This is a genomic window from Pseudomonas sp. GOM7, from assembly GCF_026723825.1.
In the GTDB taxonomy this organism is placed as follows: domain Bacteria; phylum Pseudomonadota; class Gammaproteobacteria; order Pseudomonadales; family Pseudomonadaceae; genus Aquipseudomonas.
Genome location: NZ_CP113519.1, coordinates 862,999 through 887,527, shown reverse-complemented (window position 1 = coordinate 887,527; position 24,529 = coordinate 862,999). Strand labels below are relative to the sequence as shown.

The 24,529-nt window shown below is 64.3% G+C and carries 26 protein-coding genes; 8 read left to right on the top strand and 18 right to left on the bottom strand.

All coding sequences use genetic code 11. The features are described 5' to 3' along the window. Positions 1-62 precede the first annotated feature (62 nt). The 11 genes from lipB to OU800_RS03975 all read right to left on the bottom strand — a co-directional run bounded on the left by lipB (position 63) and on the right by OU800_RS03975 (position 10,441). On the bottom strand, positions 63-674 hold the full coding sequence (gene lipB, locus OU800_RS04025; RefSeq protein ID WP_268181367.1) for a lipoyl(octanoyl) transferase LipB: 612 nt from the start codon (positions 672-674) through the stop codon (positions 63-65). A 5-nt stretch (positions 675-679) separates the two neighbouring features. Then, entirely contained in the window at positions 680-958 is a 279-nt protein-coding gene (locus OU800_RS04020; protein ID WP_268181365.1) for a DUF493 domain-containing protein, read from the bottom strand. 239 nt (positions 959-1,197) lie between these two features. After that, positions 1,198-2,373, bottom strand: coding sequence for a D-alanyl-D-alanine carboxypeptidase family protein (locus OU800_RS04015; protein WP_268181364.1), 1,176 nt, complete (start codon positions 2,371-2,373; stop codon positions 1,198-1,200). Between the two features lie 163 nt (positions 2,374-2,536). Beyond that, a complete protein-coding gene (locus tag OU800_RS04010; RefSeq protein ID WP_268181362.1) occupies positions 2,537-3,550 on the bottom strand; it encodes a septal ring lytic transglycosylase RlpA family protein in 1,014 nt (337 codons plus the stop codon). Beyond that, on the bottom strand, positions 3,547-4,557 hold the full coding sequence (gene mltB / locus OU800_RS04005) for a lytic murein transglycosylase B (RefSeq protein WP_268181361.1): 1,011 nt from the start codon (positions 4,555-4,557) through the stop codon (positions 3,547-3,549). Before mltB ends, OU800_RS04010 begins: the two co-directional genes overlap by 4 nt. An 18-nt stretch (positions 4,558-4,575) precedes the next feature. Further along, positions 4,576-5,679, bottom strand: a complete 1,104-nt coding sequence (gene rodA, locus OU800_RS04000) for a rod shape-determining protein RodA (protein WP_268184181.1) — start codon at positions 5,677-5,679, stop codon at positions 4,576-4,578. 38 nt (positions 5,680-5,717) lie between these two features. Beyond that, on the bottom strand, positions 5,718-7,607 hold the full coding sequence (mrdA, locus tag OU800_RS03995; protein ID WP_268181359.1) for a penicillin-binding protein 2: 1,890 nt from the start codon (positions 7,605-7,607) through the stop codon (positions 5,718-5,720). 13 nt (positions 7,608-7,620) lie between these two features. Beyond that, complete coding sequence (gene rlmH / locus OU800_RS03990; protein ID WP_268181357.1) at positions 7,621-8,088, bottom strand: 23S rRNA (pseudouridine(1915)-N(3))-methyltransferase RlmH; 468 nt, start codon at positions 8,086-8,088, stop codon at positions 7,621-7,623. 9 nt (positions 8,089-8,097) lie between these two features. Continuing rightward, positions 8,098-8,451, bottom strand: coding sequence for a ribosome silencing factor (rsfS, locus tag OU800_RS03985; protein ID WP_268184179.1), 354 nt, complete (start codon positions 8,449-8,451; stop codon positions 8,098-8,100). 64 nt (positions 8,452-8,515) lie between these two features. Continuing rightward, a complete protein-coding gene (nadD, locus tag OU800_RS03980) occupies positions 8,516-9,175 on the bottom strand; it encodes a nicotinate-nucleotide adenylyltransferase (protein ID WP_268181355.1) in 660 nt (219 codons plus the stop codon). Next, positions 9,176-10,441, bottom strand: a complete 1,266-nt coding sequence (locus tag OU800_RS03975; protein WP_268181353.1) for a glutamate-5-semialdehyde dehydrogenase — start codon at positions 10,439-10,441, stop codon at positions 9,176-9,178. It abuts the gene before it with no gap. 334 nt (positions 10,442-10,775) lie between these two features. On the opposite strand from OU800_RS03975, the gene OU800_RS03970 reads away from it, so the two are divergent. After that, positions 10,776-12,005, top strand: a complete 1,230-nt coding sequence (locus tag OU800_RS03970) for an alpha/beta fold hydrolase (protein ID WP_268181351.1) — start codon at positions 10,776-10,778, stop codon at positions 12,003-12,005. Positions 12,006-12,994: 989 nt separating this feature from the next. On the opposite strand, the gene OU800_RS03965 is transcribed toward OU800_RS03970, so the two are convergent. Beyond that, a complete protein-coding gene (locus OU800_RS03965) occupies positions 12,995-13,849 on the bottom strand; it encodes a class I SAM-dependent methyltransferase (protein WP_268181349.1) in 855 nt (284 codons plus the stop codon). Between the two features lie 66 nt (positions 13,850-13,915). On the opposite strand from OU800_RS03965, the gene OU800_RS03960 reads away from it, so the two are divergent. Then, positions 13,916-14,632: a DNA-3-methyladenine glycosylase gene (locus OU800_RS03960; protein ID WP_268181347.1), complete on the top strand. Its 717-nt coding sequence runs from the start codon at positions 13,916-13,918 to the stop codon at positions 14,630-14,632. Next, entirely contained in the window at positions 14,629-15,945 is a 1,317-nt protein-coding gene (locus OU800_RS03955) for a bifunctional DedA family/phosphatase PAP2 family protein (RefSeq protein WP_268181345.1), read from the top strand. The genes OU800_RS03960 and OU800_RS03955 overlap by 4 nt, the downstream gene beginning before the upstream one ends. A gap of 5 nt (positions 15,946-15,950) precedes the next feature. Here the strand turns inward: OU800_RS03955 and OU800_RS03950 are convergent, their stop codons facing one another. From OU800_RS03950 to OU800_RS03940, 3 genes are all read right to left on the bottom strand, one after another. Further along, positions 15,951-16,535 (bottom strand): LON peptidase substrate-binding domain-containing protein, encoded by a 585-nt coding sequence (locus OU800_RS03950; RefSeq protein WP_268181343.1) that lies wholly within the window; start codon positions 16,533-16,535, stop codon positions 15,951-15,953. A 61-nt stretch (positions 16,536-16,596) separates the two neighbouring features. Further along, positions 16,597-17,313 (bottom strand): LrgB family protein, encoded by a 717-nt coding sequence (locus OU800_RS03945; RefSeq protein ID WP_268181342.1) that lies wholly within the window; start codon positions 17,311-17,313, stop codon positions 16,597-16,599. Further along, on the bottom strand, positions 17,310-17,669 hold the full coding sequence (locus OU800_RS03940; protein ID WP_268181340.1) for a CidA/LrgA family protein: 360 nt from the start codon (positions 17,667-17,669) through the stop codon (positions 17,310-17,312). Before OU800_RS03940 ends, OU800_RS03945 begins: the two co-directional genes overlap by 4 nt. A 253-nt stretch (positions 17,670-17,922) precedes the next feature. On the opposite strand from OU800_RS03940, the gene OU800_RS03935 reads away from it, so the two are divergent. The 5 genes from OU800_RS03935 (at position 17,923) to OU800_RS03915 (ending at position 21,955) form a co-directional block, all read left to right on the top strand. Then, positions 17,923-18,378 (top strand): MaoC family dehydratase, encoded by a 456-nt coding sequence (locus OU800_RS03935; RefSeq protein ID WP_268181339.1) that lies wholly within the window; start codon positions 17,923-17,925, stop codon positions 18,376-18,378. A 136-nt stretch (positions 18,379-18,514) separates the two neighbouring features. Then, positions 18,515-20,239: a C13 family peptidase gene (locus tag OU800_RS03930; protein WP_268181337.1), complete on the top strand. Its 1,725-nt coding sequence runs from the start codon at positions 18,515-18,517 to the stop codon at positions 20,237-20,239. Between the two features lie 29 nt (positions 20,240-20,268). Further along, positions 20,269-20,910: an oxidoreductase gene (locus OU800_RS03925; protein ID WP_268181335.1), complete on the top strand. Its 642-nt coding sequence runs from the start codon at positions 20,269-20,271 to the stop codon at positions 20,908-20,910. A gap of 4 nt (positions 20,911-20,914) precedes the next feature. After that, on the top strand, positions 20,915-21,220 hold the full coding sequence (locus OU800_RS03920) for a DUF5629 family protein (protein WP_268181334.1): 306 nt from the start codon (positions 20,915-20,917) through the stop codon (positions 21,218-21,220). Between the two features lie 255 nt (positions 21,221-21,475). Continuing rightward, positions 21,476-21,955, top strand: a complete 480-nt coding sequence (locus tag OU800_RS03915; protein ID WP_268181332.1) for a YbaK/EbsC family protein — start codon at positions 21,476-21,478, stop codon at positions 21,953-21,955. A 277-nt stretch (positions 21,956-22,232) separates the two neighbouring features. On the opposite strand, the gene OU800_RS03910 is transcribed toward OU800_RS03915, so the two are convergent. The 3 genes from OU800_RS03910 to mpl are packed head-to-tail and all read right to left on the bottom strand — an operon-like array spanning position 22,233 to position 24,501. After that, entirely contained in the window at positions 22,233-22,523 is a 291-nt protein-coding gene (locus OU800_RS03910) for a YceK/YidQ family lipoprotein (protein ID WP_268181331.1), read from the bottom strand. Next, positions 22,516-23,145, bottom strand: coding sequence for a flavin prenyltransferase UbiX (ubiX, locus tag OU800_RS03905; RefSeq protein WP_268181329.1), 630 nt, complete (start codon positions 23,143-23,145; stop codon positions 22,516-22,518). The genes OU800_RS03910 and ubiX overlap by 8 nt, the downstream gene beginning before the upstream one ends. After that, entirely contained in the window at positions 23,146-24,501 is a 1,356-nt protein-coding gene (gene mpl / locus OU800_RS03900) for a UDP-N-acetylmuramate:L-alanyl-gamma-D-glutamyl-meso-diaminopimelate ligase (RefSeq protein ID WP_268181327.1), read from the bottom strand. Between the last annotated feature and the right edge of the window lie 28 nt (positions 24,502-24,529).

Sequence of the window (24,529 nt, the reverse complement as noted above, 5' to 3'; positions counted from 1 at the left end):
AGGGTGCGCTGCGCGCACCGGGAAATCGCTGAAATCGAGCCGTCTGGGAGGCCCCCCTACACCTAACTCAGGCGAACGCGCAGCACCCGCTCCAGACGCTGCGCCACTTCGTCGAAGTCCGGCGGCGTGGCCAGCAGCTCACGCATCTGCACCATCTTCAGCCCGGCGTAACCGCAAGGATTGATGCGCAGGAAGGGGGTCATGTCCATGTCGACGTTCAGTGCCAGGCCGTGGAAGGAGCAGCCACGGCTGACCCGAAGGCCCAGCGAGGCAATCTTGTCGCCGGCCACGTACACGCCCGGGGCATCGGCCTTGGGCGCTGCCTCGATACCATAACCGGCCAGCAGCTCGACCAGGCTCTGCTCCATGGTGGTCACCAGCTCGCGCACGCCCAGGTCGAGGCGGCGCAGGTCGAGCATCAGGTAGGCCACCAGTTGCCCGGGGCCGTGGTAGGTCACCTGCCCGCCACGCTCGACCTGCACCACCGGGATATCACCAGGCGCCAGCAAGTGCTCGGCCTTGCCGGCCTGGCCCTGGGTGAACACCTTCGGGTGCTGCAGCAGCCAGATCTCGTCTGGCGTGTGCTCATCACGCTCACGGGTCAGTTGGCGCATGGCCTCCAATGTCGGCAGGTACTCCACCAGGCCCAGATGGCGAACGACGAGCTCGGCCACGGCCGTCACAGCACCATGTGCACGCGGCCGGTGGCACGCAGGTCGACGTGAATCGCCTGCAACTGCTCGACACTGGTCGCAGTGATCAGTACCTGCACGGAGAGGAAGTTGCCATTGCGGCTGTCGCGCAGTACCAGGGTGGAGGCATCCAGATCCGGTGCGTGGCGCTGGATCACTTCGATCACCAGGTCGGCAAACCCCTCGCCAGCGGTGCCGATCACCTTGATCGGGTAGCGCTCGCAGGGGAATTCGATTTTCGGGGCTTGAACGTCGGTATCGGTCATGACATCAGCGGGCTCGAAGCCCGTCCATAAAGAGGCCGCTGCGGGTGGCAGCGGCCAAGCTAAATCTCTAAAAACGTAGACGAGGCAGTCAGCGCAATACCGATGGCGGCCCCGCAAAAACAGGCGAAAAACGGTCGGAGTCGCGCTCGACTTTACGAGCTGTAAATGACCATTTGACCGGGCTGGCGTTCCAGCCTGTTTTTAACGCAGCGATGACAACGCAGGTAGTTTTTAGTCTCTCAGTTGAACAGGCCGAAGAAAAACAGCCGGATGCTGTCCCACAGGCGACGCAGCAGGCCACCCTCCTCGACCGGCTCCAGCGCCACCAGGTCGGCGCTGTGCACCACCTCGTCACCCAGCTTGACCTCCACCTTGCCGATCACCTCGCCCTGGGCGATGGGGGCAATCAGTTGCGGGTTGAGGGTCATGCTGGCCTGCAGCTTGTCCAGTTGGCCCTTGGGCATGGTCAGCGCCAGATCCTGCGCCAGGCCGGCCTTGACCTTGCTGGTCTGGCCCTTCCACACGGTGGCCTGGGCCAGTTCGGTGCCCTTCTGATAGAAGGTGCGGCTCTCGAAGAAGCGGAAGCCGTAGGTCAGCAGCTTCTGCGTCTCGGCGGCACGGGCCTGCTCGCTATTGGTACCGAACACGGCGGTGATCATGCGCGCACCATCACGCACGGCAGAGGCCACCAGGCAATAACCGGCTTCCTGGGTGTGGCCGGTCTTCAGACCGTCGACGGTCTTGTCGCGCCACAGCAGCAGGTTGCGGTTGGGCTGCTTGATGTTGTTCCAGAGGAAGTCTTTCTGCGAATAGATGGCGTAGTGATCGGCGTCTTCGTTGATGATCGCGCGCGCCAGGATGGCCATGTCATGAGCGCTGGAGTAGTGCTGCGGGTCGGGCAGACCAGTGGCGTTCATGAAGTGGGTGTTGTTCATGCCCAGACGCTTGGCAGTCTCGTTCATCATGTCGGCGAAGGCGTCCTCGCTGCCGGCGATGTACTCGGCCAGGGCGATGCTGGCGTCGTTGCCGGACTGGATGATGATACCGTGCAGCAGGTCGTCGACGCTGGCCTGGCTGTTGACCGGCAGGAACATGGTGGAACCGCCCGAGCCGGCGCCACCGGTGCGCCATGCATGCTCGCTGATGGTCACCATGTCCTTCTCGCCGATCTTGCCGTTGCGGATTTCCAGGGTGGCGATATAGGCGGTCATCAGTTTGGTCAGGCTGGCCGGCGGCAGACGCTCGTCGCCGTTCTCACCCACCAGCACCTGGCCGGTGGCAGCGTCCATCAGCACATAGGCGGAGGCCGCCAGTTGCGGCGGAGCCGGGACGACCTGAGGGCTGGCCCAGACCAGTGGCGAAGCCAACAGGGTCAGGAAGAGGAAGGCACGTTGCGCGAAGCTGGTGATATTCATCCGTCTCTCGAAAGTCGTTGCGTGGTTTGTGAAACGGCCCCCGCAGGAGCCTTACCCGGCCACCAATGATGGCGACCCGTGGGTTAGTCCGGCCAAGACCGGTTTAGTGCCATCGCGCCCGAGAAGAAGGGCAAGCCGTCTTCATCGAGCCCGACGGGTCGAGTCAGTCCGTACGCACCAGCGTCGGCTGCCCGAGATTGGCGAGGCGTACATTGTTCTGCAGCTTTTCAGCCTCGCCCTGGCTGCTGATCGGCCCCAGGCGCACCCGATGCAGTATCTGCTGGTCGCGCACCACTGAGCTGATGAACACCGGGACATGGGTCGTCTGGCTCAGCTTGTCCTTGAGTAGTTCCGCAGCGTCCGGATTGGCGAATGCTCCCACTTGGAGATACAGGCCAGAAGCTGCGAGTGAATCGTTTTTTTTTGCGTCGATCTGCACCGGCACCACGGCCGCAGCATGCTGCTCAGGCGGCGGAGAATACTGCTCGACGGCCTGCGGCATGGCCTGCGCCACCGGCTTGCTGGTGATGGCCTTGGCCGGCTGATTGTTGGCCAGCACCAACGGCACCGGACGGCCCTGCTGCGCCCACCACTCATGCGGATCGATCCCCTCGACCTTGACCCGCGCCGTGCCCTTCTCGGCATAACCGAGCTTCTTCGCCGCGGCGAAGGACAGGTCGATGATGCGATCGGAGTAGAACGGCCCACGGTCGTTGACCCGCAGGATCACGCTCTTGCCGTTCTCCAGATTGGTCACCCGCACGTAGCTGGGCAACGGCAGGGTCTTGTGCGCCGCCGTCATGCCGTACAGGTCGTAGGTCTCGCCATTGGCGGTGGCCTGACCATGGAACTTGGTGCCGTACCAGGAGGCCGGGCCGACTGCCGAATAGCGGCGCGCATCCTGAATCGGGAAGTACTGCTTACCCAGCACGGTATAGGGCGAAGCCTTAACCGGGCCGTAATGCGGCATGGGGATCGCGTCGTGGATCTTCGATACGTCCACGTCCCACCAGGGCGCGCCATCGCGGTGCGGGCGGTCGTAATCATCGGGACCGGAGATACCTGCCTGACCAGACTGAGCCACCGGCTGCGCCGAGCGATTGGACGAGCAACTGGCGAGCAACAACGCAGCAGCGATACAGACGCCCAGCGGTAGCAGTTTCCTGGAAAGACTCATTGATTACCCCGTGCTTGCACCAGCAGCTCGGCCAGTTGATTGACGGCCATCGCATACATGACGCTGCGATTGTAGCGGGTAATGACGTAGAAGTTTGGCAACCCCATCCAGTATTCGTCACCTTCGGCGCCCTCCAGACGGAAGGCGGTCACCGGCACGTCATCGGCCAGTACATCGCTGCTGCGCCAGCCGAGGGCGCGCAGTTCGCCCACGTTCTTCACCGGGTCGAGGCCTTCGCTCAGGCCTTCGGCGTAGTGTTCGCCATCGACCTGAGCGCGGCTCGCCACCGGCCCACCAGCCTGCCAGCCATGGCGCTGGAAGTAACTGGCGACACTGCCGATGGCATCGGTGGGGTTGCTCCAGATATTGATATGGCCATCACCGTCGAAATCCACTGCGTAAGCGCGGAAGCTGCTCGGCATGAACTGCGGCAAGCCCATGGCGCCGGCGTAGGAGCCCTTGAGCGTGAGCGGGTCGACCTGCTCTTCACGGGTCAGCATGAGGAACTCACGCAGCTCCTTGCGGAAGAACGGCGCCCGTGGCGGGTAGTCGAACGCCAGCGTGGACAGGGCATCCATCACCCGATAGCTGCCGGTGTTGCCACCGTAGAAGGTTTCCACACCGATGATGGCGACGATGAACTGCGCCGGCACACCGTATTCGGCCTCGGCCTTGTCCAGCGCAGCCTGGTTGTTCTTCCAGAACTCGACGCCCTGGGCGACGCGTTTGTCGGTAATGAAGATCGGCCGGTATTCCTTCCAGGGTTTGACCCGTTCGGCCGGGCGCGAAATGGCGTCGAGAATCGCCTGCTTGCGCTGCACCTCGGCGAACAGGCTGACCAGTTGTTCACCGGCGAAACCATAGTCGCGGGTCATCTCGGTGATGAACTCGGCGACCTGCGGCGAACCATCGTAATCGGCGGCCATTACCGGCATGGCGGTGCCGAACAAACCGGCCAGGCCAGCGCCCATGAAGCTGCGGGTGGCCCAACTGCGCAGTGCATGCATCAACTCAAAACCCCCAAATCAAACCTGAGCGATCCACTTCCTGTGGGTATGAATCGCCATCAATATTCCGAAGCCTGACAACAGCGTCACCAGATGGGTTCCGCCGTAACTAATGAATGGCAAGGGCACTCCCACGACGGGAAGCAAACCGCTGACCATACCGATGTTGACGAAGACGTAGACGAAGAAGGTCATGGTCAGGGCGCCGGCCAGCAATTTGCCGAACAGGGTCTGCGCCTGCGCGGTGATCACCAGACCACGGGCAATCAGCAGCAGGTACAGCAGCAGTAGCAGGCAGACCCCCACCAGGCCGAACTCCTCGGCGAGCACGGCAATGATAAAGTCCGTATGGCTTTCCGGCAAAAAATCCAGGTGCGACTGCGTGCCCAGCAGCCACCCCTTGCCCAGCACACCACCGGAACCGATGGCCGCCTTGGACTGGATGATGTTCCAACCGGCACCCAGCGGGTCGCTCTCCGGATTGAGGAAGGTCAGTACGCGACGCTTCTGGTAGTCATGCATGAGGAAGAACCACATGCCCACGGCAATCGGCACCACCGCTGCTGCCGCCCCCAGGATCCAGCGCCACTGCAGGCCGGCCATGAACACCACGAAGCCACCCGATGCGAGAATCAGCAGCGAAGTACCGAGGTCCGGCTGCTTGGCGATCAGCACCACCGGCACGATGATCATGGCCAGGCTGACGACGATGTGCTTGAAGCGTGGCGGCAGGTTGTGCCGCGCCAGGTACCAGGCGATGGTCATGGGCATGATGATCTTCATGAACTCCGCCGGCTGGAAACGGATCACCCCGGGGATGTTGATCCAGCGCGTCGCCCCCATCGCGGTGTGCCCCATCACCTCCACCACCATCAGCAGCGCCACCCCCACCAGATAACCCAGCGGCACCCAGCGTGCCATGAAGCGCGGGTCGAACTGGGCAATGGCAATGACCGCCGCGATGCCGATGCCGAAGGACGTAGCCTGCTTGAGCAACAGGTCGACGTTCTTGCCGCTGGCCGAATAGAGCACGAACAGGCTGCCGACACCCAGCAGCAGCAGCAACAGCAGCAACCAGCCATCGATGTGCATGCGCTGCAACAGGGTGGCGCGGCGGCGCAGCACGTCCTCGTCGGACAGGTTGCGGTCGAAATTGCCCTTCATCGCTGACTGACCTCGGTTTTCTCCGGCGTGGCGTACTCGGCCTTGAGCTGGCCGCTCTCATCCAGCAGCCAGGCGTCCATCACCGCCTTGACCACCGGCGCGGCGACACCTGAACCGGACTCGCCGTTCTCCACCATCACCGACACGGCGATCTGCGGGTTGTCGACCGGAGCGAAACCGACGAACAGGGCATGGTCACGATGGCGCTCCTGCAATTTTTCGCGGTCGTACTTCTCGCCCTGACGGATGGCCACTACCTGCGCCGTACCGCTCTTGCCAGCGATCCGGTAAACCGCGCTATCGCCTACCTTGCGCGCGGTGCCTCGTGGACCATTGACCACCTGCTCCATGCCGTGAATGCCGTACTCCCAGAATTTCGGATCACGCAAGACGATATCCGGAACCGGATCGGGATCCACCGGCTGCACGCCATCGATGGACTTGGCCAGGTGCGGGCGGATCCACTTGCCGCGCGTGGCCATCAGCACCGTGGCCTGCGCCATCTGCAGCGGCGTGGTCTGCATGTAGCCCTGGCCGATGCCGAGGATCAGGGTTTCTCCAGGGTACCAGGGCTGGCGATAACGGGCGCGCTTCCAGTCACGCGAGGGCATCAGCCCCGCCGTCTCCTCGAACATGTCCAGGGACACGCGCTGGCCGAAACCGAAGCGGCTCATGTAGTCGTGCAGGCGATCGATGCCCATCTTGTGCGCCAGCTCATAGAAGTAGGTGTCGTTGGAGCGGGCGATGGCCAGATCCAGATCGATCCAGCCATCGCCACTGCGGTTCCAGTTGCGATACTTGTGGCTGTTGTTGGGCAATTGATAGAAGCCAGGGTCGAACACCCGTGTCTGCGGGGTGATCACCCCGGCGTCGAGGCCGGACACTGCCACCATCGGCTTGACCGTCGAGCCTGGCGGATAGAGGCCACGCAGCACGCGGTTGTACAGCGGCTGGTCGATGGAATCGCGCAGCTCGCCATAGGCCTTGAAGCTGATGCCGGTAACGAATGGATTGGGGTCGAAGCTGGGCTGGCTGACCATGGCCAGCACCTCGCCGGTTTTCGGCTGGATCGCCACTACCGCGCCACGGCGCCCGCCCAGGGCCTTCTCCGCAGCTTCCTGCAGATGGGCGTCGAGGGTCAGGACGATGTCCTTGCCCGGTTTCGGGTCGATACGGTTGAGCACACGCAGGACGCGGCCACGGGCATTGGTTTCCACCTCCTCGTAGCCGACCTCGCCGTGCAGCTCGCTCTCGTAGAAGCGCTCGATGCCGGTCTTGCCGATATGGTGGGTGCCGGCATACTCGGTGGGATCGAGACGCTTGAGTTCCTGCTCGTTGATGCGCCCGACATAACCGACCGAATGAGCGAAATGCTCCTGCAGCGGATAATGCCGCACCAACTGCGCCGCCACCTCCACGCCCGGCAGGCGGAACTGGTTGACCGCCACGCGGGCGATCTGCTCCTCGCTCAGCTCGAACAGGATCGGCACTGGCTCGAAGGGGCGCCGCCCCTGGCGCACGCGGCGCTCGAACAGTTCGCGGTCGTCCTCGGTCAGTTCCAACACTTCGACCACGGTGTCGAGCACCTGCTGCCAGTCGCCAGCCCGCTCGCGGGTCACGGTGAGACTGAAGCTGGGCCGGTTATCGGCGATGATCACGCCATTACGGTCATAGATCAGCCCACGCGTCGGCGGTATTGGCTGCACGTGAATGCGGTTGTTCTCGGCCAGCGTGGAGTGATGCTCGTACTGCACCACCTGCAGGTAGTACATGCGCGCCACCAGCACGCAGGTCAGCAGCAGGACGATCACGCCCCCGACGATCACCCGGCGCTTGACCAGGCGAGCGTCCTTTTCGTGATCCTTGAGGCGAATCGGCTGCGGCATCGGCTACGACTGACTATTTGTGGTAAGGATGGCCGGACAATACGGTCCAGGCACGGTAGATCTGCTCGCCGATGAGAATGCGCACCAGCGGATGGGGCAAGGTCAACGGCGACAGCGACCAGCGCTGCTCGCTGCGTGCGCATACCTCCGGCGCCAGTCCTTCCGGGCCGCCGACCATGAGGTTGACGGTGCGTGCATCCAGACGCCAACGATCCAGCTCGGTCGCCAGTTGCTCGGTACTCCACGGCTTGCCATGGACTTCCAGGGTGACGATACGTTCCCCGGACTGCACCTTGGCCAGCATGGCCTCGCCCTCCTGACGGATCAGGCGGTTGACGTCGGCATTCTTGCCGCGGGTGTTCAGCGGGATTTCCACCAGTTCCAGCGGCAGCTCGGCCGGCAGACGCTTGACGTACTCCTGCCAGCCCTCCTCGACCCAGCGCGGCATGCGCGAACCGACGGCGATCAGCTTGATGCGCATGCTACCGGCTTACTCGGCACCGTGCTGGGCGCGGCTCTGCTCGGCCCCCTGCCACAGACGCTCGAGATCGTAGAACTGGCGCGCGGTGGGCAGCATGACGTGGACGACGATGTCCCCCAGATCGAGCAGTGCCCATTCGCCGCTATCCAGGCCTTCGCTACCGATGGCGCGTACACCCTTTTCCTTCACCTTCTCCAGTACGTTGTCCACCAGCGCCTTGACCTGACGACTGGAGCTACCGCTGGCGATCACCATGAAATCGGTGATGCTGGTCTTTTCCTTGACATCGATGACGGTGATGTCGCTGGCCTTGATTTCTTCCAGCGCTGCAACGGTGATCTTGACCAGCTCTTCGCTGGGCATGTTCGGATTCTTCATAGGTAACTCGTTTGCCTCATGTAATGGGCGTGCGCGCACGCGCGACGCCTCAAGCGTTCGGCACACCGTACAACTGGTGTGCCTGGATATAAGCCAGCACCGCATCGGGCAGCAGATAACGCGCCGATCTCCCGCTGGCCAGCAATTGCCGGATCTGGGTGGCAGACACCGCCAATGGTGTCTGCCAGATGAAACTGATCTGCCCACCCGGCCCACTCAGGCTCAGCGGGTCACTGACGCTGCGTGCCGCCAGCAGGTCGCGCAGCGCCTCGGGCGCCTCGCTGTCGGCATCCGGCCGCTGCAGCACCAGCAGGTGGCAGTATTCGAGCAACTCCTGCCAGCGGTGCCAACTCGGCAGGCCGCAGAAAGCGTCCCAGCCGATCAGCAGAAACAACTGATCGTCCGGCGCCAGCTCGCTGCGTATCGACTCCAGGGTTTCGACCGTGTAGGACGGACGATCCCGGCGCAACTCGCGATCATCGACCGACAACCTGGGCTCGTCTGCCACGGCCAGCTCGACCATGGCCAGACGCTGCTCGGCGGTGGCCTGCGGTGCGTCCCGGTGCGGCGGGCGCGCACTGGGAATCAGCCGCAGCTCGTCGAGCTGCATGAATTCGGCGACTTCCAGCGCCGCACGCAGATGCCCGATGTGCACCGGGTTGAAGGTACCGCCCAGCAGGCCGATACGTCGGACGCCGAGACCGTTCATTTATGTGCGAATGTGTCCGTCGCCGAAAACCACGTATTTCTGACTGGTGAGCCCTTCCAGGCCGACCGGGCCCCGTGCATGCAGCTTGTCGGTGGAAATGCCGATCTCCGCGCCCAGGCCGTACTCGAAGCCATCGGCGAAGCGCGTGGAGGCATTGACCATCACCGAAGCGGAATCCACCTCGGTGAGGAAGCGTCGCGCATCGCTGAAGTTCTCGGTGATGATCGAATCGGTGTGCTGCGAGCCGTAGTGATTGATGTGCTCGATGGCCGAGTCCAGCGAATCGACGATGCGAATCGCCAGGATCGGCGCATTGTACTCGGCGAACCAGTCGTCCTCGCTCGCCTCCAGCACATCGCTACCCAGCAGTTCGCGGGTGGCGGCATCGCCGCGCAGTTCCACGCCCTTGTCACGGTAGATGGCGGCCAGCGGCGGCAGTACGCGGGCGGCGATGGCCTTGTGCACCAGCAGGGTCTCCATGGCATTGCACGGCGAATAACGCTGGGTCTTGGCGTTGTCGCAAACGCGGATGGCCTTGTCCAGGTCGGCCGCCACATCGACGTAGACATGGCAGACGCCATCCAGGTGCTTGATCACCGGCACCTTGGCGTCACGGCTGATGCGCTCGATCAGACCCTTGCCGCCACGCGGCACGATCACGTCGACGAACTCCGGCATGCTGATCAGTGCGCCCACGGCAGCGCGATCGGTGGTTTCCACCACCTGCACGGCTGCCGCCGGCAGGTCGGCCTCGGCCAGGCCCTGCTGGATGCAGCGGGCGATGGCCTGGTTGGAATGGATGGCCTCGGAGCCGCCACGCAGGATGGTGGCGTTGCCGGACTTCAGGCACAGACTGGCAGCATCGATGGTCACGTTCGGCCGCGACTCGTAGATGATGCCGATCACGCCCAGCGGCACGCGCATCTTGCCCACCTGGATGCCGGACGGCAGGTAGCGCATGCCTTCGATCTCACCGATCGGATCGGGCAACGTGGCGACCTGGCGCAGGCCTTCGATCATCGAATCGATGACCTGGGGCGTCAGTGCCAGGCGATCGACCATGGCCGGCTCCAGGCCACTGGCGCGGGCAGCGGCCAGATCCAGCTCGTTGGCGGCGGTAAGCTCGGCGCGGGCGGCATCGAGGGCATTGGCGGCGGCCTGCAAGGCGCGATTCTTCTGCGCGGTGCTGGCCCGGGCGAGCACCTTTGATGCCTGGCGAGCAGCCTGGCCCAGGCGGGTCATGTAGTCGTGCACGGACTCGGTCATGGCGGCGGAAGTCTGACGGTTGAAAAAAGGGGCCGATTATATCCCGCCAGCGCCTCGGCGCACAGCCACGCCTGGCGAGTGGTCGACCAGGATCATGAGCGGGGGCGTTTCGCCGGCCTGGCCGGTAGACAAGTCGTTCGCCCAACAGCGCCGGTAACGCGCCAAGGCCGATGACTGCAGGGGACTGCCCGTAACGGTGACATCCATGGCCAGGTGCCACCCGAAGGTTGGGTAAACAAAACCCCCCACAGTGTTTACCTTCAATCTCAGGCCGCTCACACAGCGCAAGGCCAGTCATGACATAACAACGATAAATCCTGCCGGAGGCCACAGCATGCGCTATCGCAGTCACTACAGTGCAGCCATCCTCAACGGTGCGCCGGACGTCCTGCAGATCAATGGCTGGCACCTGCACTATCTCGCCTTCGCCCAGCACGAACAGGATCGGCGCACGCCGGTTCTGCTGCTGGGCGGCGCCTTCCAGAGCTTTCGCTCCTTCGCCAGCGAGGTCGAAGCGCTGCTGGCGCAGCATCCGGTGATCCTCCTCGACCTACCTAGCCAGGGTGGCAATAGCCAACTCGCCCCGGAACTTAACCTGCAGCAACTCGCCGACCTGATCGCCGCTTTCGCCGAGCAACTGCAACTGCCGCCACTGATGCCCATTGGCCTGTCCTATGGCTCGGCGCTGGCGGCGCTGTTCGCCGCACGCCACCCGCAGCGCTGCGCCCGCCTGCTGCTGGCCGGCATCGCCGCCTTCGGTCGCCCAGGTTCGCGACTGTTGCTGGAAGAGGGCCTGGCCTTGCTCGACGAAGGCCATACCGAAGCCTTCGCCCAGGGCGCCGTGAATAGCCTGCTCAACCCCATGCACCTGCAAGATAGCGGCGTAGCTCCGGCCTTTCGCAAGGCCCTGCTGCGGCAGATCCAGCGCCTGACCCCGCACGACGTCGAACGCTATCGGCAGAATAGCCAGCGTCTCCTGGCATTCGAGGGCTTCGTTCAGCACCCGAGCTGCCCAACCCTGGTGCTGGCCGGCGAACACGATCACTTCACCCAGCCCTGGGAACATGCTCAGTTCGCCGCAGCCTGCACCCAGGCCGACTGCGCCATCGTCCACCAGGCCGATCATCTGGTGCAGTTCGAGCGGCGTGAAGCCTGCGCCGCCCTCTACCAACCCTTCCTCGCTGGCCAGCCACTCCCGACGCGCGCCCTCGGCAGCACGCGCCTGCTGCGCGAGCAGCTAGCGCACCTGGAAAAACGCAGCGAAATACGCCGGGCGCCAGCCCAGCGCCAGGCTCTGCTGCGCCATGAAAGCGGCCAGCAATGGCACGTGGAATTGAGTGCACTGGGCTTCTTTGGTGGCCTGCTGCAGGGCGACCTGCCCGAGGATCTGCCACAACGAGGCTGGCAACTGCATCGCAGCGGCTTCCCGCCTCGGCGTCTGCTGCCCTTGCGGCACGACTGGCACGGCCTGGCCTTCGTCTTCCCGCATACCCACGGCGACACCAGTCAGATACTGGCCGAGCACGACGCGCTCAGCACCCTGCCCACCGCCGCCTGCGCCTGAGCGCTGCGGCCCGGATCCTGAGCGGCGTAACAGCCGCCATCGAGAGTGGGCACTTTATGGTTCATCGCATTTTCAGGGGGAATGCTTGGTTGACACCGCACTGGCAAGTTTGTGTGAGTGTTTGGTTGATTCGGTGTTCTGGGCGCCGCTGCGGTGTGTGCTGGAACTCCCTGTTTCGCCCCCTCGGGCGACTCACTTTTCTTTGAAATGCGCAAAGAAAAGTAAGCAAAAGAAACGCACCCCCGCCATCCGGGTCTCGCTTCGCTCGACTCCCCTCACTCCGGCATTGCTCCGGGGTCGGCTTGCAAGGGCCATCCATGGCCCTTCAAGCCTCTCGCGGCATCCATGCCGCTCGCCCCCTGCGCAATGCCTACGTTCGGCCTCCTGAAGGGGGAGTTAGCGCGCCTGAACGAACCAGCATTCCAAGGTACGCCCGGCGTGTTCTGGTAGCTGTGAAGGCGTGATGTGGCTGTCGAGTTAAACCAGAACTTTCATTCGCGCAGTTTCATTCGCCTGGATAGTTTGCCGGCTTGCAGCCGGCATCCTGGTCAGCCCTAAGGCTGACCTCATGTTCAAGCACGCAGAGTCCCAAAGAGTTACCGGAGTTTCAGGCGCGTGCAGAGCCCGCCCAGGAGGGTGAGCGGAATCGTCGTGGAAGAGGTTGAGCGACATGGATGTCGCGAGAGCCGCGATGGGCCATGGATGGCCCACCGCGGCGGGCCTCTGGAGCGGCGATGGAGTGAGCGAACCCTCGCGCAGCGAGGGCCGGATGACCGGGCGGAGGGTTTTGGTTACTTTTGCCCTACAAAAGTGACTCGCCCGGGAGGGCGAAACCAAAAACATCAACAAAAACGCGGCAAGCCGGAACAAGCACCCGAACAAGCAACAAGCAACAAGCAACAAGCAACAGGCACTCACACAAACTTGCCAGTCCGGTATCAATACTGATTCCCCGAGATTCCGCGAAGAACCCACTTTTTCCGCGCGCCTCAAACCTGCGCCTGAATCACCCGTACCAAGCCTGGCTGCCGCGCCTGCGGCAAGCCCAGGCGCGCCGCATCGGCGCTGGGGTCTAGCACCTGCACCTGGGCGAAACCACAGCGCTGAAAGCCGGCAATTATCCCGCCATGGTCACGGTAATGCAGGGGGTAGCTGCCGCGCGTCAGGCGGCCGACCAGATCCACGCCCCAGCGCAACTGCCGATAACGCGGGTGCTCGCGTAGATCCGGGTACAGGTCGGTGAGGTAGGTGCCGCCGGTGAATGCTCGCAACTCTTCGGCCAGTCGCGTCCAGAAGTCCTCAATGACCGGCAGCTCGAAGTAATTGACCAGCCCTTCGGTGATCACCACTACCGGCTGGCGCCGATCCAGCTCGGCGAAGAGGCTGGCCAGGCAATGGCCACCACGCGGCGCGAGGATGTCCACGCTGCGCACCAGATGCTCGTCGCTCAACCAGCCGGCCTCACGCAACAGCGAGCGCTTGCGCGCGGCCATCGCCGGTAGATCCGCCTCGACGTAACGCACCTGTGGATAGCGTTGGCGAAAGCGCCGACCGCGTGGCGACAGACCACAGGCGATTTCCACGATCTGACGCACACCACCCTGCTCGATGGCCTGGGTCAGTTGCGCATCGATCTGCAGATGCCGCTGCAACAGCAAGGTCTCGATATCCAGATCGAAGCCGGCCCGCGCGCCCCAACTGATGGGCCAGAGCAGGCCATGCACGAAACGCCCGAAGGGGGTGACGAAAGCCGGGTCGGAAAGCTGATGGCGATACCAGACGTAGCCGGTGTAATGTGCCGAGGGGCTGATATGGGCACTGCTGGCTCGGGCGCGTTCAGGCATTTTTAAGGCTCTTATTGTTATGCTCGCGCCCTCAGATTAGATGGCTGCGAGCCCCTTCGACAGATCATGCCCAGCGAACCCACCCTTAGTTTGCCCTGGCCCGGCGCCCGCCCCCTGCCCGATACCTTCTTCGATCGCGATGCCCAACAGGTGGCTCAGGAGCTGCTCGGCAAGGTGATCCGTCATCGCGTCGGAGGGCTCTGGCTCAGCGCACGGATCATCGAGACCGAGGCCTATTACCTGGTCGACAAAGGCAGCCATGCCTCGCTCGGCTATACCGAGAAGCGCAAGGCGCTGTTCAAGGATGGCGGACATATCTACATGTATTACGCGCGCGGCGGCGACTCGCTGAACTTCAGCGCCCAGGGCCCAGGCAACGCGGTGCTGATCAAGTCCGCCCACCCCTGGTTCGATGCCGTCAGCGGCACCGAGGCATTGGCAGTCATGCAGCACAACAACCCCGACACCCAGGGCCAGGCGCGCTCGCCTGAGCGCCTGTGCGCCGGCCAGACTCTGCTGTGCAAGGCCCTGGCGCTGAAGGTGCCGGATTGGGATGGGCAGCGTTTCGACCTGGCGCGGCTATTCGTCGAAGATGTTGGCGCGCGCCCGCAGCACATCGTGCAATGCGCGCGCCTGGGCATCCCCCACGGGCGCGACGAGCACCTGCCGTACCGCTTCGTCGACGCGGCCTATGCCCGTCATTGCACGCGCAACCCGCTGCGTCGTGGCCAGGTCGAAGGACGTGACTATCGTTTGATTACCCTTTCTGGAGGAGCTGCATGAGCGCCTGGCTCGACACCCTGACCACCTGGCTAAGCAGCCATCCCCAGTGGCTGGGGCTGGCGATCTTTCTCATCGCCCTGCTCGAGTGCCTGGCCCTGGTGGGCATCCTGCTGCCAGGCGTGGTGCTGCTGTTCAGCGTCGGGCTGCTCGCCGGCAGCGGCGTGCTCAGCCTGTGGGAAACGCTGCTGCTGGCCTACGCCGGCGGCCTGTGTGGCGATGCGCTGTCCTATGCCCTGGGTCGACGCTTCCAGAACGGCATCACGCGCCTGCCGATCCTGCGCAACCACCCTGATTGGTTGACGCATGCCGAGGCGTACTTCCGCCGTTACGGCGTTGCCAGCCTGCTGGTGGGGCGCTTCATCGGCCCCCTGCGACCGATGCTGCCGCTGGTCGCCGGCATGCTCGACATGCCGCTGGTGCGCTTCATCGCCGTCACCCTGGTGGCCGCCGCCGGCTGGGCCGTGGCCTATCTGCTGCCGGGCTGGGCCACCGGCGCGGCGCTGCGCCTGCCGATGGCGCAGGGGTTCTGGACCGAAGCCGCCGTGCTGCTGGGCGCCATCGGCCTGATCCTGCTGCTGACCATCCAGGCCAGCCTGGTCGAGAAACGCCGCGCCAGCCTGATCGCTGGCGGCCTCAGTCTGCTCCTGCTGCTGGGGATGATACTCGGCTGGCCACACCTGGACGCGCTCGACCAGGGTTTGCTGACCCTGGTGCAGGAACAGCGCCACGCGCATCTGGACAAGTGGATCGTGGTGCTGACGCGCCTCGGCGATTTCAACACCCAGCTGATCGCCGCCCTGGTGCTATGCGGCCTGCTGCTGCTCGCCCGGCAATGGCGTCACCTGCTGTTTGCCAGTTCGACCCTGTTGTTCACCGCACTGGCCAATACCACCTTGAAGCACGGCTTTGCCCGTGCCCGCCCGGACATCCTCAGCGAGCCGCTGACCAGCTTCAGTTTTCCCAGTGGCCACAGCTCGGCAGCCTTCGCCTTCTTCCTGGTGCTGGGGGTGCTGGCCGGGCGCGGCCAATCCGCGCGCCTGCGCCTGGCCTGGCTGGTGGTAGCGGGCCTGCCGGCACTGGCCATCGCGCTGTCGCGGGTCTATCTCGGCGTGCACTGGCCCAGCGACATCATCGCTGGTGCCGTGCTGGCCTCGGCCATGTGCGGCATCAGCCTGACCTTCTGGCAACGTCATCAGGTGCTGCCAGCACTGCCGGCGCGCCTGTGGTGGATCGTGCTGCCGGCCTGCCTCGCGGTGCTTGGCGGCATGGCCACCTGGCAATTGTCCAGTGCCCTGCTGCGCTACAGCTACTAGCAGGCTCAGACCTCGCCCTGGAGCTGATCGAGCAATGCATGCAGGCGCTCCAGACGCAAGGTGGGGTCGCGCTGCTGCAGCAGTTCGAGCTTTTGCAGCGGATCCAGGGGCAGCAGGTAGGCGAGCTGATTGGCAAGTTGCTGTTGCCCACCAACCAGGCTGGCCATGCCCAGCCCGGAGACCAGTGGGTGCTCGGCCAACGCCGTGAGCAAGGCCGCGAGGTCGGCATGCTCGGGTAACAGGGGCTGATCCACCTCCTCGTCCAGCCAGGCCACCTCGGCGATGGTCAACTGATCAGGCAGTACCTGCGCGCGCTCCACGCGAAAGCGCCGTCCGCCCTCGACACGAATGCCGAGCAAGCCGTTGGGCCGCTGCTGAAAATCACGCACCAGGGCCTCGCAGCCGATGCTGGCAAACCGACTGGCGGCTTCACCGACTTCATCCCCCTCGACGATGCACACCACGCCGAAGCCACTGCCCTGCTTCATGCAGCGACTGATCATGTCCAGGTAACGTGCCTCGAATAGCTGCAAATCGAGCATGCAGCCGGGAAACAGCACGGTGTTGAGTGGAAACAGAGGCAGGTTCATCGGCAGGCGACCTTGCGCAGCATATCGGTGCTGCGCAGTGTGCCAGAGAGCAGCAGTCGACTCACACCAGCAAAGCGATGGCCAGGGGCAGCAACACGGCAGTGATCACCCCCATCAGGCTCATGGCCAGGGCGGCGAAGGCGCCACACTCGTCGCCTTCCTGCAGGGCCCGCGCCGTGCCCACGGCATGCGCGGTGATGCCCAGCGCCATGCCTTGTGCCGCCGGGTGGCGTACCTGGCACAAGCGCAGGATGGACGGCCCGACGATGGCGCCGATGACCCCGGTGATCATCACGAACACCGCAGCCAGCGCGGCGATACCGCCGATCTGATCGGCCACCAGCATGGCGATCGGCGAGGTCACCGATTTCGGTGCCATGCTCATCAGCATGATGCGCTCGGCACCGAACAGCCAGGCCAGCCCCACCCCCAGCACGGTGGCCAGAGTGCCGGCCAGCGCCAGGGTGAGGATGATCGGCCAGAACAACTGGCGGATGCGCCGCAGGTTCAGGTACAGCGGCACGGCCAGAGCCACGGTGGCCGGGCCGAGCAACAGAGTCAGTGCGGCCACGCTGTTCTTGTATTCGGCGAAGCTCAGGCCGCTGAGCAGGAGAATGCCGATCACCGTCAGCATGGACACCAGCACCGGCTGCAGGAATACCCAACGCGTGCGTTCGTAGGCGGCCATGGCGAGTTGGTAGGCCCCCAGGGTGATACCGATACCGAATAGCGGATGATGGGTCAGCGCCTGCCAGGCACCTTGCCAATCGAGGTTCATGCTTCCTCCCGACGTTGCTGGCGCTCGATCAGTTTCTGCATCAGCCAGCCGGCGAAAGCTACCGACAGCAGTAGCGACAGGAGCAGAGCACCAGCCACCGCCCAGAAGTCCTCGGCGATATCGTTGGCATAGGCCATCACGCCCACCGCTGGCGGCACCAGAATCAGCGGCAGGTACTTGAGCAGGCTGCTGGAGGCGACGCTGAGCGACTCTCCCACCTCGCCGCGCAGCATGAGGAAGACGAACAGCAACAGCATGCCGAGGATCGGCCCCGGCAGCATAGGCAAGAACAGTACATTGAGGACGGTGCCGAGCAGTTGGCACAACACCAGCCAGGACAGGCCGCGAAGCAGCATGATTGAGTTCTCCAGAAGACAAGCGATAACCCGCATCACCTTGTTGCAGAAGGGATTCCGGGCATCTTTCAGGGCATGTCGGCCATTATAAGCGCGACGCACGAGCGCTGGTCTCTGTCTTGCTTATTCTGCTCGGTCTATGCCGCACCATTCAGGGTGACGCAGGAGGGTTGACCAGGCAATGTGCCCATGCTGATCTACCCTCAGGACATCACGCAAACAACAAGAACACCCGCGTCTTCAAGGAGATACCATGCAGTTAGTCCCCGTTGCAGAACTCAAGGATCATGTCGGCAAGGAACTCGGCAAGTCCGACTGGCTGACCATCGATCAACAGCGCATCAACCAGTTCGCCGAGTGCACCGGCGACCATCAGTTCATCCACGTCGACCCGGAGAAAGCCAAGCACACGCCGTTCGGCAGCACCATCGCCCATGGTTTCCTGTCGCTGTCGCTGATTCCGATGTTGATGGAAGGCATCATGGTGCTGCCCCAAGGCCTGAAGATGGCGGTCAACTATGGCCTGGACAGCGTGCGTTTCATTCAGCCGGTGAAGGTCGACTCGCGCGTGCGCCTGGTGGTGACCCTCACCGACGTCAGCGAGAAGAACCCCGGCCAATGGCTGCTCAAGGCCCGCGCCGTGCTGGAGATCGAAGGTCAGGAGAAGCCGGCCTACATCGCTGAACCCCTGACCCTCTGCTTCGTCTGATCCAGGGGCCGTCGTCGTTTCGCCTCGAAACGCCGGCGGCCTGCCATTCTTCGCACCTGGAATGTGCACGGCTACAGCACGAGCCGGCAAGCATGCGGCATACTGCGTGCCGATGCTCTCGACCAGGATGTCCGTCATGATTTCGCCCACCCTGCGCCTTGCCCCTCTCTGCCTGAGCCTGCTGCTCACCGCCTGCGACGACGTGCGCCAGGTACTGCCGCCCGATGCCGTGCTGCCCGATGGTGCGCAATACCGCGGCGAGGTGGTCAATGGCCTGCTGCAAGGGCCTGGGCGCCTGGACTACCGCAACGGTAGCTGGTTCAGCGGCCAGTTCCAGGACGGCCAACTGGAAGGCCCCGGTGAATGGCAAGGGCCAGGCGGCGAACACTATCAGGGTGACTTCCATGAAGGCATGTTCCACGGCCAGGGCACTCTGACATACCCCGACGGCAGCCGTTACGAGGGCAGCTTCGCGCGCAACCGTTTCAGCGGTGAAGGTCTGCTGGAGCAGGCTGGGCAGAAATACCAGGGTGAATTCCGCGATGATCGTTTCCACGGCCTGGGCACCCTGGAATTGGCCGATGGCAGCAGCTTCCAGGGGCAATTCGTCGATGGCCAGCCCAAGGGCCAGGGCGTACGCAAGGACGCCTACGGCAACCAGTTCAGCGGCCAGTTCAGCCAAGGCCAGCTCGACGGTCAGGGCAGCTACGGCAATGCCGATGGCGACACCTACAGCGGTGGCTTCAAGAATGGCGAGTTCCATGGCAAGGGACGCTACCAGAGCGCCAATGGCGACGTCTGGGCCGGCGAATTCGTCGAGGGCGTGATGCAGGGCGAGGGCGAATACATCGGTGCCGATGGCAGCCGCTACCTCGGCCAGTTCGAGGACTGGCAGTACGCCGGTGAAGGCCTCCTGACTCTGGCCGACGGCAGCGTCTACCAGGGGCATTTCGCCGATGGCCAATACAGTGGCAAGGGCACCCTTACCCTGGCCGATGGCACACGCCAGGCCGGCACCTGGCAGCGCGGGCGGCGAATACGCGACGAACAGGGTCGTCGCCTGCCGGACAGCCTCGAACTGGGCCTGCTCGATCAAGGCCGCCTGCTCGACGAAGCCATCGCGGCCGTTCCCGCCTCCACGCCGGCACGCGAACTCTATGCCCTGACCCTGGCCGGCGACGGCAAGCAGAGCGTGTTCATGCGCGAGGCCGATTACGTCAGCCGGATGCTGCGCGAGCGCTTCGGCGCCCATGGCAGCATCAGCCTGATCAACCACCGCGACCACCTCGCCGACCGCCCCCTGGCCACCCGCGAGAACCTGGCCCGCGCCGCCCAGGCCCTGGCCGAACGCAGCGGCGCGGAAGACCTGGTGTTCATCTACCTGACCAGCCACGGCTCGCGCCACCACGAACTGAACCTCGACCTGCCACGCCTGCAGCTCGACGATCTGCCGGCCAGCGAACTGGCCGCCGTGCTCGCCCCCTTGAAGGATCGCTACAAGGTGGTGGTGATTTCCGCCTGCTACTCCGGCGGCTTCATCCCACCGCTGAAAGACGACAAGACCCTGGTGATGACCGCTGCGCGCGCCGACCGGGTGTCCTTTGGCTGCAGCGAGGAAAATGACTTCACCTACTTCGGCCGCGCCCTGTTCGCCGAGGCCCTGGGCGAGACCGACAACCTCGAGCGCGCCTTCGAGCTGGCCAAGGAACGGGTCGCCGAACGCGAGCAGAGCGAGGGCTTCGAGCCCTCCGAACCACAGATCTGGGCACCGCGCGAGGTGCTCCAGCAATGGCGCAATCTGCGCCAGAGCCAGGCCGAGCGCGCCTTGAACGCCGTGGCCAGCAAAGCCGTAAACCATTAAGCTGGCTCTAACGGACAAGAGACCCCTGCATGCACCTGACCCCACAGCACATTCTCATCGCAGGCGCCACCGGCCTGACCGGCGAGCACCTGCTCGACCGCCTGCTCAGCGAACCCACCATAGCCCGCGTGCTGGCGCCTACCCGCCGCCCGTTGGCCAAGCACCCACACCTGGACAACCCAGTCGGCGACCTCGCCGACTTGCTGCCGAGCCTCAGCGGCCCGGTGGACACCGCCTTCTGCTGCCTGGGCAGCACCATCAAGCAGGCTGGCTCGCAGGAGGCCTTCCGCGCGGTCGACCATGACCTGGTTCTGACTTTCGCCCGCCGCGCGCGCGAGCTTGGCGCCCGCCATCTGGTGGTGATCAGTGCGCTCGGCGCCAACCCCGGCTCCTCGGTGTTCTACAACCGCGTCAAGGGGGAAACCGAAGAGGCGCTGAAAGCCATGGGCTGGCCACAACTGACCATTGCCCGCCCTTCCCTGCTGCTTGGCACCCGTCATGAGTTTCGTCTCGGCGAGCGCCTGGCCTCGCCACTGCTGCGCTGGCTGCCGGGCAAGTACCGGGCCATCGATGCCTGCGTACTGGCCCGTGCCCTGTGGCGCCTGGCACTGGAAGAGCAGGACGGCCCCCGCGTGATCGAATCGGCCGACCTGCGCCGTCTGGGGCGCTGAGGCGATGGCAAGCCTGATCGAGGCGCTACAGAGCGCCGACATGCTGGAAATCGATGGCCTGCACGCCTGGCAGTTCGAGCTGGACGACGGCCTGCTGGGTGACCCGCAGGCCAATACCGGGCAGCCGGTACTCTGGATCGAATGCATGGACGGCCGCACCCGGCGTATCTGGCAATTCAGCCTGGCGGCCGTACAGGCCGCGCGGCACGAAGTCTCCAGCGACAGCTGGCAACTTGAGGATGAACACGGCAGCCATCGACTCAAGTGCTTCGCAGCTTTTTGCGGTGACAATCTCGAAGACGATGCTTAGAGTCTGTTGCCGCTTCGTCATGAGCGACCGGCAACAGCCCCTGGAGCGAAACGAGCCGGATCGCGCCGCGAAAACGAGGCATCTACCGGCCAAGTGCCAGCAAAGGCCTTGACGTGCCGGGCATGCAGCGAGAGCATGGCCCCTTCGTTCAGACGTGGTTGCCACCACAGGGCGCACCATGACGGAACTGCGCTTGGCCCGCAGGAAGCTGGCAGTGGTGAAGTCGCCATTTCGACAGACCTGGGGAAACGCTTCATGAGCCTGGCCTCTGTACGCGCCTTCTTTGCCGCCAAGGCACCCGACATCGCCATCATCGAGCTGGAGACCAGCACCGCCACCGTGGCGCTGGCCGCAGAAGCCCATGGCGTATCACCGGGACAGATCGCCAAGACCCTGGCCTTTCGCATCGCCGAGCGCGACCTGCTGATCGTCGCCCGGGGCGATGCGCGCATCGATAACCGCAAGATGAAGGAATGCTTCGGCGCCAAGGCACGCATGCTCGACGCGCAGACCGTGATCGAGTTGACCAGCCATCCGGTCGGCGGTGTCTGCCCGTTCGGCCTGGCCACCCCTCTGAGCGTCTACTGCGACCGCTCGCTGCTGGCCTTCGATGAAGTGCTGCCCGCCGCTGGCGCCACCCACAGCGCGGTACGCATTTCCCCACAGCGCATGGCCGAACTGGTGGATGCCGAATGGATAGACGTATGCCAGGAAATGGAAACCGAGCCCTGCTGAAGGCCAGGACATACCTGTAGGGTGCGCTGCGCGCACCGAGGCGTTGCGGATTCACGCCAGGCAACACACCGCCGCAGAAAACCGGTGCGCACAGCGCACCCTACGGCTGGATAGACGTGTCAGGAAGTGGAAACCGAGCCCTGTTGAAGGCCAGGACATACCTGTAGGGTGCGCCGCGCGCACCGAGGCGTTGCGGATTCACGCCAGGCAACACACCGCAGCAGAAACCGGTGCGCACAGCGCACCCTACGGCGTCATGGCCACCTCAAGCCTTATCCTACAGCCCGCCGCTGACGCCCAGGTTCACCCCCAGGGCAGTGGCCAGCGAGAAAGGCAACAACAGGGTATCGAGCAGTGCACTGGCCGGCAGATCCAGCCCGGCATATCGCGGCGCCTCGGCACCGAAACGATCCAGCGGGCAACAGCCACCCTTGATCGCATACCAGTCCAGCCGCGTGCCGGCGTAGACCACCGGTGCGCCCGGCTTGGCCGCATCGAGAGTGCGAACGGTTGCGCAGCCGGTAAGGCTCAGCAACGTCAGACCACAGACGAGCAGCCGGCTAGTCATCCGACACCATGTGATGCTCGCCCCAGCGCGGCAGCATGTCCTGGGGGATGCCCAGGCAATTGAGGATGCGCGCGACGACGAAATCCACCAGATCATCCAGCGTCTGCGGCTGATGATAGAAACCGGGCGACGCCGGCAGGATGGTCACGCCAAGGTTCGACAGTTTGAGCATGTTCTCCAGATGGATGCTCGAATATGGCGCCTCGCGTGGCACCAGGATCAGCTGACGACGCTCCTTGAGCGCCACGTCGGCGGCACGTTCGATCAGGTTGTTGCAGGCGCCGGTGGCGATGGCGGACAAGGTACCAGTGCTGCAGGGCACCACCACCATGGCAGTCGGTGCACCGGAGCCGGAGGCCGCTGGCGCCATCCAGTCTTCCTTGCCGTAGACGCGCACCTGCCCGGGCGCCGCGCCAGTGTACTCGGTGAGAAACTGCGCCATGGCCTGCGGCTTGGCCGGTAGCGCCACGTCGGTTTCGGTGGCCATGACCAGTTGCGCGGCCCTGGAGATCAGGAAGTGCACTTCGCGATCTTCCTGCACCAGGCAGTCGAGCAGGCGCAGGCCGTATTGCGCGCCAGAGGCGCCGGTCATGGCCAGAGTGATGCGTTCAGGACCAGACATTCATCCCTCCAGAGCTGCTGCCAGCTTGCCGTGCAGACCGCCAAAGCCGCCGTTGCTCATGATCACCACCTGGGTGCCGGGGCGCGCCAGGGCTTTCACGCCGTCGATGATCGACTCCAGCGAGTCGCATACCCGCGTCGGGTTGCGCGCCTGGGCCACTGTCGCGGCCAGATCCCAGCCCAGATTCGGCGGTGCATACCAGAACACCGCATCGGCCTGCTCGGCGGATTCGGCCAATCCGTCGCGGTGGGCGCCGAGCTTCATGGAATTGGAGCGCGGCTCGATCACCGCAATCACCTGAGTGTCGTCACCGACACGCTTGCGCAGACCATCCAGGGTGGTAGCGATGGCGGTGGGGTGATGGGCGAAGTCGTCGAAGACGGTCACGCCATTCACTTCGGCGACCTTTTCCATGCGTCGCTTGGCGTTGATGAACTGGCCCAGCGCCTCGACGCCCAACGCCGGCACCACGCCGACGTGGCGCGCCGCGGCGAGCACGGCCAGGGCATTGGCGACGTTGTGCTGACCGGTGAGGTTCCATTCAACGGTGCCTTCCACCTTGCCGTCGAAGCTCACCTCGAAGCGCGAGCCGTCAGCACTGAGCAGGCGCGCCTGCCACTGGCCGCCCTCGCCGGTGGTCTGCACCGGCGTCCAGCAGCCCATCTCGATCACCCGCGCCAGCGCGGCTTCGCTGGCCGGATGGATGACCAGGCCCTCGCTGGGAATGATGCGTACCAAGTGGTGGAACTGCCGCTCGATGGCCGCCAGATCCGGGAAGATGTCCGCGTGGTCGAATTCCAGATTGTTGAGGATCGCGGTGCGCGGGCGGTAATGCACGAACTTGCTGCGCTTGTCGAAGAAGGCGCTGTCGTACTCGTCGGCCTCGACCACGAAGAACGGTGTGTCGCCCAGGCGCGCGGAAATACCGAAGTTCTGCGGTACACCACCGATCAGAAAGCCCGGCGCCATACCGGCATGCTCCAGCACCCAGGCCAGCATGCTCGAGCTGCTGGTCTTGCCATGAGTGCCGGCCACCGCCAGTACCCAGCGCCCCTGCAACACGTGATCGGCCAGCCACTGTGGGCCGGACACATAGGGCAGGCCCTTGTTCAGGACGTATTCGACCGCCGGATTACCCCGGCTCATGGCGTTGCCCACTACCACCAGGTCGGGCGCCGGCTGCAGGTGCGCCGGGTCGTAACCCTGCATCAACTCGATGCCCTGAGCTTCGAGCTGGGTGCTCATGGGCGGGTAGACATTGGCATCGGAGCCGGTGACGCGGTGGCCAAGTTCCTTGGCCAGAACGGCCAGCGAGCCCATGAAGGTGCCGCAGATGCCGAGAATGTGGATATGCATGGATGACCTCTGGGACGGGCCGTTTCAG